Annotated in this window: 10 protein-coding genes, 1 tRNA gene, 1 other RNA gene and 2 pseudogenes; 6 read left to right on the top strand and 8 right to left on the bottom strand. The window is 65.4% G+C overall.

What is annotated here, in order from left to right; all coding sequences use genetic code 11:
- From J7367_RS14770 to J7367_RS14750, 5 genes and pseudogenes are all read right to left on the bottom strand, one after another.
- Positions 1-100 (bottom strand): annotated as a pseudogene (locus J7367_RS14770) (IS5 family transposase); the annotation flags it as partial.
- 51 nt (positions 101-151) lie between these two features.
- A complete protein-coding gene (locus J7367_RS14765; RefSeq protein ID WP_209028948.1) occupies positions 152-1,150 on the bottom strand; it encodes a TniB family NTP-binding protein in 999 nt (332 codons plus the stop codon).
- Positions 1,147-1,755 carry a hypothetical protein gene (locus tag J7367_RS22320; protein ID WP_244672313.1) on the bottom strand — a complete coding sequence of 203 codons (609 nt, stop codon included), beginning with the start codon at positions 1,753-1,755 and terminating at the stop codon, positions 1,147-1,149. The genes J7367_RS14765 and J7367_RS22320 overlap by 4 nt, the downstream gene beginning before the upstream one ends.
- A 32-nt stretch (positions 1,756-1,787) precedes the next feature.
- Complete coding sequence (locus J7367_RS14755; RefSeq protein ID WP_057664141.1) at positions 1,788-2,000, bottom strand: hypothetical protein; 213 nt, start codon at positions 1,998-2,000, stop codon at positions 1,788-1,790.
- A 179-nt stretch (positions 2,001-2,179) separates the two neighbouring features.
- Positions 2,180-2,272: transfer RNA gene (locus tag J7367_RS14750), tRNA-Ile, on the bottom strand.
- 310 nt (positions 2,273-2,582) lie between these two features.
- Here J7367_RS14750 and J7367_RS14745 point away from each other — a divergent pair.
- Both J7367_RS14745 and J7367_RS14740 read left to right on the top strand, forming a co-directional pair.
- Positions 2,583-2,969 carry a BlaI/MecI/CopY family transcriptional regulator gene (locus J7367_RS14745; RefSeq protein WP_003482061.1) on the top strand — a complete coding sequence of 129 codons (387 nt, stop codon included), beginning with the start codon at positions 2,583-2,585 and terminating at the stop codon, positions 2,967-2,969.
- Between the two features lie 3 nt (positions 2,970-2,972).
- Positions 2,973-4,715: a M56 family metallopeptidase gene (locus J7367_RS14740; protein WP_057664138.1), complete on the top strand. Its 1,743-nt coding sequence runs from the start codon at positions 2,973-2,975 to the stop codon at positions 4,713-4,715.
- Positions 4,716-5,036: 321 nt separating this feature from the next.
- On the opposite strand, the gene J7367_RS14735 is transcribed toward J7367_RS14740, so the two are convergent.
- Positions 5,037-5,110: non-coding RNA, sX9 sRNA (locus J7367_RS14735), on the bottom strand.
- A 689-nt stretch (positions 5,111-5,799) separates the two neighbouring features.
- Between J7367_RS14735 and J7367_RS14725 the strand changes: the two genes are divergently transcribed.
- Together J7367_RS14725 and J7367_RS14720 are read left to right on the top strand one after the other, a co-directional pair.
- Positions 5,800-6,429, top strand: a complete 630-nt coding sequence (locus tag J7367_RS14725; RefSeq protein ID WP_244667826.1) for a hypothetical protein — start codon at positions 5,800-5,802, stop codon at positions 6,427-6,429.
- 32 nt (positions 6,430-6,461) lie between these two features.
- Positions 6,462-7,643 carry a saccharopine dehydrogenase NADP-binding domain-containing protein gene (locus J7367_RS14720; protein WP_057664128.1) on the top strand — a complete coding sequence of 394 codons (1,182 nt, stop codon included), beginning with the start codon at positions 6,462-6,464 and terminating at the stop codon, positions 7,641-7,643.
- A 139-nt stretch (positions 7,644-7,782) separates the two neighbouring features.
- Here the strand turns inward: J7367_RS14720 and J7367_RS14715 are convergent, their stop codons facing one another.
- Both J7367_RS14715 and J7367_RS14710 read right to left on the bottom strand, forming a co-directional pair.
- Complete coding sequence (locus J7367_RS14715) at positions 7,783-8,568, bottom strand: DUF1868 domain-containing protein (protein ID WP_007964877.1); 786 nt, start codon at positions 8,566-8,568, stop codon at positions 7,783-7,785.
- 11 nt (positions 8,569-8,579) lie between these two features.
- A complete protein-coding gene (locus J7367_RS14710; RefSeq protein WP_176214974.1) occupies positions 8,580-11,243 on the bottom strand; it encodes a TonB-dependent receptor in 2,664 nt (887 codons plus the stop codon).
- A gap of 102 nt (positions 11,244-11,345) precedes the next feature.
- On the opposite strand from J7367_RS14710, the gene J7367_RS14705 reads away from it, so the two are divergent.
- Both J7367_RS14705 and J7367_RS14700 read left to right on the top strand, forming a co-directional pair.
- Entirely contained in the window at positions 11,346-12,503 is a 1,158-nt protein-coding gene (locus tag J7367_RS14705) for an ROK family protein (RefSeq protein WP_057664126.1), read from the top strand.
- Positions 12,504-12,565: 62 nt separating this feature from the next.
- A pseudogene (locus tag J7367_RS14700) lies at positions 12,566-12,751 on the top strand (IS5/IS1182 family transposase); the annotation flags it as partial.

Below are 12,751 nucleotides of genomic sequence, written 5' to 3'. Positions count from 1 at the left end.
GCTGCCACGGAACAACCTGCTCCATCTCGGCAAGAAAGATCTCGCGCCGGGTCTGCTTACGCTTGCCCAAGCCCTCAGCGTCACCGAACGTCAGCTGCATGGATGAATCCTCTACATAAGGCGATAGTGTCGCGCATCTGCGGTGAGTTGATCAGACCTTCCCTAGAGTTCCAAGGTTGGCCTGGTCAGGCTTTTCGTTATGCTCCCGAGGTGGATTGGCCATCACCTCGCGCAGTATGGTGGAAGCCTCTGATGACCCAGGATTCAATCGTCCGAGGAACGGGCCATCGTCGATCGGAAATTTTCCTGAGAAGTAGATAACCTTTTCGTAGGCGGCCTGAAGATCTTCGAGTCGCACTTCGCGCTTCCGATAAGCGGCGCGAATCGCTTCATCAAGAATCAACGTCAGCAGCCCGATCTTCCCTGCACAGGCCAAGTAGCAACGGAAGGCGAGCTCGACGCTTCCAGCAAGTGACGGGAATTCATAGGGGCCGAGGGCGTCGCAGAACGCCTGCAGGACGCCCCGAAACTCAGAGCGCTCTCCGGAGTCGGACCAGTCGAAAGGCCGAATCCATAGCGGAGCACGAAATCTGTCAACCAATTGCGGATTCGTCGTGATCACCGACTGTGACTCGGGAAGTGCGACGAGGACAAGCGCAAAGCGCTTGTCCTCCACCAATGTCTTCAACCAGTCAGATGCATAGTCGAGCATCCGCTTCTGACCTTTGTCGCATAGGTGCTGGAGTTCATCGAGAATGATCATCTTGCAGTCAACCTCGAGAAGTAGGCGTCTCAGCCGCTCAGTCTGCTGATCGCGCGTACCCTTCTTGTAGTTTGGATCTCCAAGCGCCTGCAGGGTATTGTGCAAGATGCCCTTGATTGTTCCCTGCGACGGAATGCCGACGTAGAGAACTGGCTTGGACAGTCCTTGCTCTGTACGCACTTGGGGAAACCGCGCTTCGAACTCTCGGACCACGCTCGATTTGGAGACGCGCGGCGGGCCAATGACATGGAGGCAGATGGGAGAGCAGGCATAAGGCACGTCGTCGAACGCATCCTCCAGCGCATCTAGAACTCGGCCATACGCGTCGAAGCCGATTCGAATCGACTTCACCAGCGCTCGCGGGAGCTTCGCAGCAACAGCAGTCATGAGCGCACCTCAACAGCCAAATCCGTACCCACTCGGCGGACAGGCAGACGGGCGACGCCACTGTCAGTCATCATTGCTGGTGCGGAATTTTCGAATCCGTCATCGACTGCCTTTGGCTTCGCCTGCCGCTTCTTCGTCGGTCGGGGCAAGCTCTCGGGATCGGCTGGCTCGGGCTTGGTGGTACTTGCGCTCTTCTCCAGAAAGCGACCGTGACGCTGGCGCTGCTTCCGTTTGGTCAAGCGCATGTCCTCCTCAATCATCTCAGTCAGGCGAGCGCGTGCCTCAGACAAAGACACTTTGATCCCCTCTTCGTCCAGAGTTTTTCGGGTCTCAGAGATGAAGTTGTGCTGCCAGCGAGTCAGGCCTCGCGCATAGTCGCTGTCAAGCGCGGGCACTTCGATCAGCTGCTTGGTGATGGGGTCCGATACCCAAATACGACCGGTCATGGCCATCTCCGACATCAAACACGAGCCGCCCTGTAGCAGCGGGTAGACCACATGCTGCACAAAGTCGGTTGGCCTATCCGGTAAGGGTGCCCGCTCGGCGTAGAAGCGGTGCACTCCGTCCTCGCTGACCAGACCGATGCTGACCAGCTCAGAGCCCATGGGATCTGCCCATTCCGTATCAAGGAAGAACCTCACCAGAAGTCAGTGCGGCCGCGATCAAACGCCTCGTAGTCGGCAACGAGCCGCTCGGCAGACGGCCGCTCCTTGTATTGAAGTTCAAAACTAATCGGGTACCAGACCTTCCAGTCTTCAAAGGAGATCCGCATGCCTTTCCGACTTGGTTCTACCCAAACCTCTGGTGGCGGACCATCCAGCTCCTGGGTCCTGAGGCCGAACCGCTTCATTTGCGTTCGTGACGCCCAGGCTTGGGTCGTCCGAGTGGCGCGCTTATACGGCTGCCCAGACCGCTTTCTCTCGGCCACTCATGCCACTCCACGGGAGCGGGCTTTGGGATTTTGTGTTCATACCAGTTCTTCGCCCCAAAACTTGGGGCCATACGGCGTCGCGATGACGCCTAAGGGGGTGGTGCCCCTGGCCGGGCTCGAACCGGCACTAGCCGCTTATCTGGCGCTGACGGGATATAAATCCGCTGCTCTACCAATTGAGCTACAGGGGCGTGATCGATCAATCGATCACGCCGGTATTCGAAACGCGGTGCTCATGGTGCGGAGGTCCATGAACTGATTAGGGCACACACCCAGCAGTACTTCAAGAGGTCGCTCGGATCGCACCTGATACTAGGTTCCTTGCAGCTTTCGCTCTCAACTTCTGCCTAATCATCATTCTCACGAACTAAGCCCTGTTCCCTCCTTCTGCCGCATCCAACAGACGCCACGGCAACCCGCACGTCCCCCCTGCCATCCGACCTATTGACTACAGCTGTCGTCAGGCCTACGGTAGCGACAACTGTAGTCAGGGAGAGCGCCATGCGCGGCAAGACCATCGGGGACCAGGAGCTGGCCCTGCTGCAATACATCGAAGAACAGCGGCATGCCAGCGTGGGCGAAGTGGCGGCCGCGTTCGGTGAGCCGCGCGGGCTCGCGCGCTCCACCGTGCTGACCATGATGGAGCGGCTGCGGGCCAAAGGCTTCCTGCGCCGCAAGCAGGTCGACGGTGTATACCGCTACAGCGCCACCGCGGGCCAGGACGACGTGGTGCGCGGGGCGGTGGGGCAGTTCGTCGAGAAGACCCTGCAGGGTTCGGTGTCGCCGTTCGTGGCGTGGATGTCGCAACGCGCCGAAGTCAGCGATACCGAACTGGCCGAACTCGAAGCATTGGTCGCCAAGCTGCAGTCGCAGCGTAAGGAGGATTGAGTCATGTCGCCCCTGATCGAAGCGGTGTTATGGAAGCTTGGCGCCACCAGCGTGCAGACCGCGGTGCTGGTGTTGGTGGTGTGGGCGCTGTGCCGCGGCGTGCGCCGCCTGCCGGCAGCCACGCAGACCTGGTTGTGGTGGCTGGTGGGCGTGCAGGCGGTGGTGGGCCTGGTGTGGAGCAACCCGGTCCAACTGCCGGTGCTGCCGGCGCATAGCGTGACGAGCGCGCTGGGCTCGGCCGACAGCCTGGCGCCACTGGCAAACGCCACCGCCGCGGCATCCATGGCCGCGCATGCGGGCGCCACCGCGCAGGCCATGCAGGCTGGCGCGTGGTCAATCTGGCCGGTGGCATTGCTGGCGCTGTGGGCGGCCGGCGTGCTGGTGCTGGCCGCCGGCACGGCGCGCGCCTATCTGCGCAGCCGTGCATTGGTGCGCGCGGCGCAGCCCTGCAATGACCAGGCCTTGGTGCAGGCGTTGCAGATGGCAGCTGAGGCGCATGGCTTGTCACGCCCGCCGGCGCTGCGGCTGTCATCGCAAATCGACTCGCCCCAGTTGATCGGCCCGTGGCAACCGGTGTTGCTGCTGCCTGCTGCACGGTTGCCGCACATGGCCGATGACGATCTGGACATGGCGCTGACCCATGAGCTGATCCATCTGCGTCGTGGCGATCTGTGGTGGGGCTTGCTGCCGGCGCTGGCGCAGCACCTGTTCTTCTTCCACCCGCTGGTGCATCTGGCCGCGCGCGAATATGCGATCGCCCGCGAAGCCGCCTGCGATGCCGCCGTGGTCGCCGGGCACCGCCATTGCCGCCATGACTACGGCCGCTTGTTGCTGCAACTGGGCGTGGCGCCGCGCCCGCGCGGTGGCGTGGCAAGCGCCTCGCCTTCGTTCATCAGCTTGAAGCGCAGGCTGTCGATGTTGCAGGACACCCACGCGTTTCCGCGGCTGGCCGCCGCGATGATTTTGGCCGCGGTGGCCGTTTGCGGTGTGCTGCCGCTGCGCCTGGTGGCCATGCCGGTGCCGGCGCCGGTGACCTCTGCCGGCATGCAGCCGGTTGTGGTGACTGCCCCGCCAGCGCCACGTGTACAGGGCAGCAGCACGGCAGAGGCTGCCGACGCCGCAGCGCCGATGCGCGCGTTGCCTGCACCGGCGTTGCCGGCTGTGCCTGCGGAAGCGGCCGCCCCTGCCACGCACGGTGTCATCGCCGATGTGCTGGGCGCCGAACCGCTGCATGACGAGGACGCAGACCCGACAGACAGCGGCTGGAATCTCGACCTGGACCGCATCCGCCGCGATGCCACCCATGACGCGCAAGCCGCCGTGCGCGATGCGTTCGCTGCCGACAACCACGACCTTGAACTACAGCAAGACCGCATGCAGGCCGCACAGGACGCATTGCAGGAAGCACGCGAACAACTGGCCTCCCTCGGCCCGGAACTGGCGCAGGCCAAGCAGGAGGCGCAACAGCAAGCACGCCAAGCCCAGCAGCAGATTCGCGACGTGGCGCAGCAGCATCGTCAGGCGCAATACGCGTATGCCGCCGCGGTGCGACAAGCGGACGCGCTGTCGCGGCACCAGGTCGAGATGGCCAAGCAGGCCGCTCTGCAGGGCCGCGCCGAGGCCAGACGCGGCCAACGGGAAGCGGCGCAAGCGCAACGCGAGGCAGCGCAAGCGCAGGTGGAGGCCGAAAAAGCGCAAGCAGAGGCAGACCAGGCGCAAGCAGAAGCAGAGCGCGTGAACAACTAGACACCATTGACGAAACGCCTGCGCTCACCGTCGGGCGGGCGTGGTGGTACGAGGAGTGAGCAGGCACCACGCATAGGTTCGGGGACGCGTCGCTTCTTGGCGTATTAATTACGCCAGCTGCTCGCCGCCATAGCCGACAGCGGTTCGCACGGGCTTGTCGCTGTCGCAGCGACCCAATCGCGAGAACCCGCGTGGGTCGCGGTAGACCGCACGTTCCCGCGGCGATGGGTTCCGTTGGTCACGGAGCAACACGGCATGGCATGCAGCGTCACTCCACATCCGGCCGTGCACGGCCGGCAGACACGCCGCCGCAGCAAGAGTGGAGAACAGAACGTAGCGAGCAGTCGTCAGGTGGCGTGGCCGGCGCGATCGGAATCGCAGTGCGCGCGGTACATGCCGATTCAGCGCACCGGCCGCACTCACCGTGCGTTGAGTGAAGTCACTTTTTGCTGCTTTTAGCGCAGGTCTTGATGCCAGGCACGTGCCGGCGCAATGCGCTGGCATCGCCTCGGTAAAGGCAGCACTTGCAACACCACGGGCCCGCCACAGCCCGGCACTCCTGCGTCACGACGCCTGCAGCGTCGGCAACGCCGTGGCCGCGTGATCGCTGTTTCCATCCGCCTGCGTGCCCTGCGCAGGCGCACTCAACTCACTGTGCCTTTCGTGGAGAACTCCCATGATCCAGACCACTTCCCCCATGCTGTGCCTGCGTTCGGCGTTGCTGGTGGCCCTTGCCGCAGTTGCCGGCGGCGCGGCCATCGCGCACGCCTCTGCCGTGCTTGCAGTTGCCGGTATGCACACCTCACCTGCTACGCCGGTCTTTGCTGGTTTTGCTACGCCTTCAACGACGCAGGCTGCACCCATTGCCGATGTCGTGCCTGTGGGTGGCATCGCACCGCCTGCGCCAGTAACACCGCAGATGAACGTTGCACGAACCGCGCCGGTTGCCGCTGCGCTGCGCGCGCCTGCGATCACTCCGCTAGCCGCGACCGCACCCACGGCGCCTGCGCCTGCCATTGCCGCCCGGGCAGCACCAGCAGCGCCCCCGGCCAACGCAGGACCTGCCGTACCTGCTGCACCTGCCATGTCTCCAGCAACACCGGTCGCTCCCACTACAGCCGCTGCACCGGCACGGCCGCGCGTCGGCACGCATAAATCCTGCAGCCATGCCACTGCAAACACGCAGCGCGAAGGCGATGCCTACGTGCTGGTGCATGGCGATGGCGAAGTGATGCACGGCACGCCCGATGACCTGCATACGGCGCGCCGCTACGCTGGCGATGGAAGACGCGTGCTGTGGTTTCGCGCCGATGGGACGCAATATCTGGTGCGTGATCCAACCTTGCTCCATCAGCTGGCTGTGGCGTATCTGCGCAGCCAGCAATTGGCCGACGCTCAAGCCAGGTTGGCCGCACGTCAGCAAGACTTGAGCGAACGGCAGGCCGCACTCGCCGCGCAGCTGTCCGCGCATGCCGAGCCGCGCCTGCTGCGGGCCTCGACACGCACAGCATCGGCCACGACGTCCACCTCGGCGCAGCCGCCTGCAACGCCCGATGCGCTGCAGGCGTTGGCCAGGCAGCACCAGGCACTGGCGCAGCGACAGCCCGTGTTGGCGAGCAAGCAGGCCGGTGCATCCCGCCTGGCCACGCAACAGGCATTGAAGGTATTGCGCGAAGCACTGAGAAGCGGGCTGGCGACGCGTATCGACGGTTAGCCGGACTGCGCCGGTCGCGTGCATGTGCGTGCATCGTGGTGCGCTCGCCGATACTGTGCACAGACACAGGCGGCGAGCAGGCCATGACGTATCGGGTAGTGGTATTGGGCGGCTTCGGCCACTTCGGTGCACGCATCGTGCGTGCGTTGGCGGCAACCGCGCAGATCCACGTCATTGCCGCGGGCCGGCGTCCGGGCGATGCAGCGACCACCTGGCCGGATGTCGCACCCGGCCGCATCTCCACCTGCCGCCTGGATATCGATGCAAGCGATTTTTCCGTGCAACTGGCGGCCACCGGCGCCGATGCGGTGGTGCATACCGCCGGGCCGTTCCAGGGACAGCAGTACGCGGTGGCCCGCTGCTGCCTGCAGGCCGGCATGCACTACATCGATCTGGCCGATGGCCGCGCCTTCGTCCGCGATTTCGCCGCGGCGATGGATCCCGCCGCGCGCCAAGCCCAGCGCGTGGCGATCAGCGGTGCCAGTACCTTGCCGGCATTGTCCAGCGCGGTGATCGATGCGCTGTTGCCGCGCTTTTCGGCACTGCACGAGATCGGCACGGTCATCGCACCCGCACAGGGCACGCCGTTGGGTCTGGCCACCGTGCGTGCGGTGCTGTCGTATTGCGGCACGCCTTTCAACTGGTGGCAGGCTGGCCGCTGGCAGCAGGTGGTGGGCTGGGCACGCCCCACGCGCGTGCACTTCGCGCAGCTCGCCCCACGCCTGGCCTCGCCGTGCGATGTGCCCGACCACGACCTGTTGCCGCAGCGCTATCCCGGCGTGCAGACCGTGCAATTTCGTGCGGCGCTGGAAGTGCCGTTCCTGCAGCGCTGCCTGGCCGGCGTCGCCTGGCTACGTCAACGCGGCGTGCCGCTACCGATGCAGCGCCTGGCCGATGCGTTTGCCAACGCCGGGCGCTGGTTTGACCGCTTCGGCACCGATCTGGGCGGCATGCGGGTGGAGCTGCGCGGCACCTGCGATGGCGCGGACGGGGCGAGCCGCCCGCTGGTGCTGCACTGGGACCTCACCGCCGCGATGCTGCATGGCCCGGAAATTCCCTGTTTCGCCGCTGTCTTGCTGATACGCAAGCTCGCTGCCGGGCATCGGCTGCCGATCGGCGCGCATGCCTGCATGGGGCTGCTGACGCTGGCCGATTTCGAGCAGGAGTTTGCCGCGTGGCAGATGACCACGGCGGTGACGCAAGCGCACCGGTGATCGGACGATGCACAAGACCAGCGCAGCGCCAGGCCTTTGCCGAGCACACCAGGCGGGAAACCAAGCTCGCTGTGCGCGGCGGGGAGTTCTGAAACCACGTGGCCGGCGCACATCGCTGCGTCGCCGTCCCAACGCAACCTCAGACCTCTAGCACCGTGCGAAATGCGTCCATGTCGTCGAACGTACAAAAATGAAAGCGTGGCACCGTGATCGGCCCCGCGGCTGCCAGCTGTGTGAGCCAGCCGCGCACCGCGGTGCGATACGCCGTCTGCTCTGCCGCATCCAGCGTGTCGCACAGGTAAGCCAGCGAAATATGAAACTGGAAGTTGGTGTAGTCGGGGCGCTGCAAGCGTGTCAGTTGCATCAGCGCTTGGCGCGCCGCTTCCAGGCGCTGCGCGGTTTGCGTGTCGGCCGGCTTCAATGGAATCAGCAGATTGTCGTTATTGCCGGTCCTGGCTGCCGTCGGGTCGACCAGGAAGCGGCAAGCGCCCAAGGGCGGCGCGGCGCGCTCCTTCAACCGCGCCAGATAGGCCGCGTTGATATCCGCCAAGGCATGGTCGCGCGGCAGATCGCTCGGCCAGGGCCCACGCGCACGGTCGATCTCATTGACCCCGCCCAACAAGGTCACGTGGTAGCTGCTCGGCGGCAGCACGGCGAACTTGTGGGCAAAGCGCTGCTCGGGGAACTCGCGGTAGATATTCAGCACGCGGTCGAAGCTGTCGTAGCCATCGCCCTGTTGTTCCAGGTGACCCACAAAGGTATTGCCGGCAAACGGCATCGGCCGTCGCGAGCGCAGAAACTTGCGGCCCACATCCGAGGGCGGCGGCGTCATGGCCCGTGTGGTGAGACCGGTGGCCAGCAGCGAGGCGCCGGTGGCAGCCATCAGGTGACGGCGGCTGATGCGTGTGTCCAGAAACGACGACATGGAAAAAACCCTCAGAGTTTGACGTTGACGCCGAGCATCACGGTGGGTGCCATTTTCCAGGCCGATTGCACGTATTCCTGGTGGCGGCCGATGCGGTACTCGTAACCCTGGCCGGTCAGGTTGAGCACATCCAGGCTCACGGCCACTGCCGGCGAGACGTCCCAGGCCAGCTTCAGGTCCAGACGGTCCAGCGGCTGTTGGTAGCGGTTGCGATAAAACTCCTGCTGGTTGCTGTAGTTGGGGTAGCGGTCGTCCCACAGCTCGCCGGTCCGGCTCCAGGCCAGGGTGCCGCGCAGCGGCCCACGGGCGTAATTCAGGGTCAGATTCCACAGCTGCTTGGGTTGCTGCGGCAGCACCGACAAGGTGGTGCGGCTGCCATCGCCGAGCACCACCGGGTAGTCCACGTCCAGGAAGGTGACATTGGCACCGACCGACAGCCCGGCCAGCGCGGGAAGCCACGGGCCCAGTTCCTTGATCGCGCCGAGTTCGGCGCCGCGCATGCGGACCGGCCGGTCGGTATTGCGCGGTTGGGTGACCAGCACCTGCTCGCCGTCGATGCTCTGCAGCTGGCCGTAACGGAAAATCTCGTTGTCGATGGTCTTGTGGAACAGCGCGATCGACAGCAGGCTGCCGCCATCGTCGAACGTCCAGTCGTGGCCAAGGTCCAGATTCTGCGAGCGACGCGGCTGCAGATCCGGGTTGCCCTGGTTGAGCGTGGGCGGGTTGCTGCCCAGTGTGAGCACGCCGCCGTTCAAGGCCATCTGGTCCAGGCGCGGTCGCCCGATCGAGCGCGAGGCGCCGAAGCGCAAGGTGCCGTTGGCACTGGTCTGCACCTGGCCGGCCAGCGATGGCAACCAGTTGCGGTAGGTGCGTTGCGCACTGACAGGCGCCCAGACGGTTCCGCTCAATTGTTGGCCACTGCTGCCAAAGCGGGTCTGCTCCAGGCGCACGCCGCCGGTCAACCGCCAGCGCTCGCCGCGCCACTGTGCTTGTGCGAAGCCGGCGCGCACCTGCTCATCCACCGTGTAGGTGCCGCTGTTCTGCGCGGTGGTGTCCACCACGCCGCGCGCCTGGCCGGACGCGGCCTCCCAGCGGGCGTCGGCCAGGTCCGGGTCGATGGTCAACATGGGCGCGTTGCAACCCAGGGCGCAGGTGGGATCGCCCAGCACATCGGCCAGCGAATAGGGCAACCCGCTCCAGGTCGTGCGCTGGAACGCGGTCTGCATGTGCGTGCGCACCTGTCGCAGGCCCCAGGCCAGTCCCAGCCCGCGGCTGTCGTCGTCCATGTTGCGACGTAGCTCCAGTTGCAGGTCGCTCACCCGTTCGGCGTAGGTGGTGCGCTCCTGCTGGTGGTTGAGGTTGGCGTAGCGGGTCGGGTCGTCGGCCAGTGCCGGGTCCAGGGCCGTGAATGCCGGCAGGGTGCCATTCCAATCGAAGCCGTAAGCCAGGCGGTTCTGCTGGAAGCGGTCCCAGGTCTGCGGGTTGTCCACCGTGGCGCGCGAGGTGCTTGCCCGCAGCGCGCCGCGCCACTGGCCAGGCAGCTCGGCCAGCAGTTCGCCGTTGATGCCGGACAGCCCCCGCTTCCAGCGCAGTTGCCCCAACTCGACGAGCTGGTTGAGATTGTCCAGCGTGCCGCTTTGCGGGCCGCTGCGGGTCAGGCGCGCGCTGTTCTGCACCTGGGCGGCCTGGGTATTGCGGTCGGAGGATTCGCGCTGGTTGAAGGTGTAGCCGGACACATGGCCGCTGAGCGGACCGTCCGGCTGCCAATCCACGCGCGCGGTCACGCCGCGCCGTTCGCGGGTGTTGTCGTAGTTGTACCAGCGCCGTTCGCTGGGCACCGCAGCGCCGGTGCCGCCATAGGCCGACGGCGCGCGCGTGCCATCGGCGTTGTACCAGTTCAGGGCGCCTCCATTTTCCTGCTGCGGCACCGAAATCTCACGGCGCCAGATGCTGGCCGCACCCAAAAACGCGAACTGGCCGTCACGCCCGAAGCGCTTGCCCCATTTCAGCTCGCCTTCGCCCACCGGCGTGCGGCCGCCATAGCGGCTTCCCATGAGGTTGGCGCCGCCCTTGGCCGAGGCGGTCAGCAGGCCATCGGGCCGGGCAAAGCCGGTGGCGGTGACCAGGTTGGTCACGCCCCCGATCGCGCCACCATCGTTCTCCGGCAGCAGCGACTTCACCACATCGATGCGGTCCACGAAGTTCGCCGGCAGCACATCCATCAGCGCCTGGCGGCTACCGATGTCGTTGCTGGCGAATGCAAAGCCGTCGATCAGCATGCTGTTGTAGTTGCCGTTGAGGCCGCGCACCGTCACATAGCGCGGTTCGCCCTGGTACTCGACCGTGCTCACGCCGGTGACCCGGCGCAGCGCATCGCCCACATTGAAGTCAGGCAATTGCCCGATGCTGTCGGCAGCGACCGAATCCACGATGGTGGGCGCCGCCTGCTTGGTGGCGATGGCGCGCGTGTTCTGCGACTGGACCGGGTTGCGCACCTGCACCGCATCCATGGTCAGCGCGTCGGCTCCGCCGGACATGTCCGCAGCGGTGGATTGCCAGGGAAGCCAAGCGATCAAGGCCAGCCCCAGCGCCAGCGATAGCGCATGCGGATGCGGATGCGGTGGGCCAGACAGGGCAGCGCAACGGGGTCGGGAAGGGGGATGCAACAGGCGCATGGCACGATACCAACGTCGATGGCCCCAACGCAGGGCCGCGGACGGATTAAATTAAGCTGCTTAATTAAAGCGATTATGACAACGACGGACGTTTCGCCCTGCATGCCCTCTTTGTTCGCAAACGTAGCTATTCGTTCGCATTACCGCTGTCGCAGCGATGGGCAGGCCGCCGGTTCCAACGAGCGCCTGCTGCTGGATCTGATCCGCAGGGCCGGGCAGTTCGAGCGTGCGGATCTGCCGCGCGCCAGCGGGCTCAGCGTGCCCGGCATCAAGGGCATCGTCGACCCGCTGGTGGCGCACGGCCTGCTGCAGTTGCGGCCCTCGCTGCGGCGTGGCCGTGGCCAACCGAGCGCGCAGGTGAGTCTGGTGCCGGGGTATGCATACAGCGTCGGAGTGTCGGTGATGGTCGATGGCTTTGCAGTGGTGCTGATCGACTTCGCCGGCCAGGTTCGTGGCATGCGCCAGCTCACGGCCTTCCCGCTGACGCTGGCGGTGGTGCGTGCACGACTGCCGACCTTGGTGGAGGCGTTGCTACGGGCGGCCGGCGTGGATCGGCAGCATGTGTTCGGCGTCGGTCTGAGCATGACCGGCCCGCGCATCGGCGATGGCACCCGGGTCAATCCGCCCTTGTCGCTGGCAGCGGAATGGATGCAGGTGGAGCTGGATCGGTTTGTCGCCGATTGCCTGCAGCTACCGGTCTGGATGGACAACGACGCCCATTGCGCCGCCCTGGCCGAGGCCGTGTACGGCATTGGCCGCCAATCGCCAGATCTGGTCTATCTGTCGATCTCCGACGGCTTTGCTGCCGGCGTGATTGCTGCCGGCAAGGTGCGCCGCGGCGAACATGGCAATGTGGGCGAACTGGGGCGCATCTCGGCCATCACCGGCATGGCGCGGCCAACGCTGGAAAGCCTGCGCCAGGCGCTGGCTGCCGATGGCTACGCGCTGCCGGACCTGCACACCATGCTGCAGCACTACGATGCGGCGTGGCCGCAGATCGACGCGTGGCTGGATGCAGTGCAGCCGACCGTGACGCTTGCGGTGGCGGCGATCATTGCGTTGATCGATCCGCGTGTGATTGTTTTTGGCGCGCGCCTGCCAACCGATCTTGCGCAACGGCTGATCGCCCGCATCGCCTTCGAACCTGCGCCGCGGCGGGGCGTTGCATTGCCGTATCCGACCCTGCAGGTCGGGCAGGTGACGGCGCATGCCACCGTGCTGGGCGCGGCCATGCTGCCGTTCAAGGAAACGCTGTTCTAGGGAAGGTCTGATCAACTCACCGCAGATGCGCGACACTATCGCCTTATGTAGAGGATTCATCCATGCAGCTGACGTTCGGTGACGCTGAGGGCTTGGGCAAGCGTAAGCAGACCCGGCGCGAGATCTTTCTTGCCGAGATGGAGCAGGTTGTTCCGTGGCAGCAACTGCTTGCCCTGATCGCGCCGCACTATCCAGTGTCGGGGCGGCCAGGTCGGCAGCCGTACGCACTGGCGACGATGTTGCGGATT

The sequence above is a fragment of the Xanthomonas sp. D-36-1 genome (genome assembly GCF_017746155.1).
In the GTDB taxonomy this organism is placed as follows: domain Bacteria; phylum Pseudomonadota; class Gammaproteobacteria; order Xanthomonadales; family Xanthomonadaceae; genus Xanthomonas; species Xanthomonas cissicola.
This window is presented reverse-complemented; position numbering and strand designations above follow the sequence as displayed.

Coding starts and splice junctions, on each gene's coding strand:
- J7367_RS14740 (WP_057664138.1), top strand. CDS start 2,973: ATGTCGCCCCTGATCGAAGCGGTGTTATGGAAGCTTGGCGCCACCAGC.
- J7367_RS14705 (WP_057664126.1), top strand. CDS start 11,346: ATGCCCTCTTTGTTCGCAAACGTAGCTATTCGTTCGCATTACCGCTGT.
- J7367_RS14725 (WP_244667826.1), top strand. CDS start 5,800: ATGTCTCCAGCAACACCGGTCGCTCCCACTACAGCCGCTGCACCGGCA.
- J7367_RS14765 (WP_209028948.1), bottom strand. CDS start 1,150: ATGACTGCTGTTGCTGCGAAGCTCCCGCGAGCGCTGGTGAAGTCGATT.
- J7367_RS22320 (WP_244672313.1), bottom strand. CDS start 1,755: ATGGGCTCTGAGCTGGTCAGCATCGGTCTGGTCAGCGAGGACGGAGTG.
- J7367_RS14715 (WP_007964877.1), bottom strand. CDS start 8,568: ATGTCGTCGTTTCTGGACACACGCATCAGCCGCCGTCACCTGATGGCT.
- J7367_RS14755 (WP_057664141.1), bottom strand. CDS start 2,000: ATGAAGCGGTTCGGCCTCAGGACCCAGGAGCTGGATGGTCCGCCACCA.
- J7367_RS14710 (WP_176214974.1), bottom strand. CDS start 11,243: ATGCGCCTGTTGCATCCCCCTTCCCGACCCCGTTGCGCTGCCCTGTCT.
- J7367_RS14745 (WP_003482061.1), top strand. CDS start 2,583: ATGCGCGGCAAGACCATCGGGGACCAGGAGCTGGCCCTGCTGCAATAC.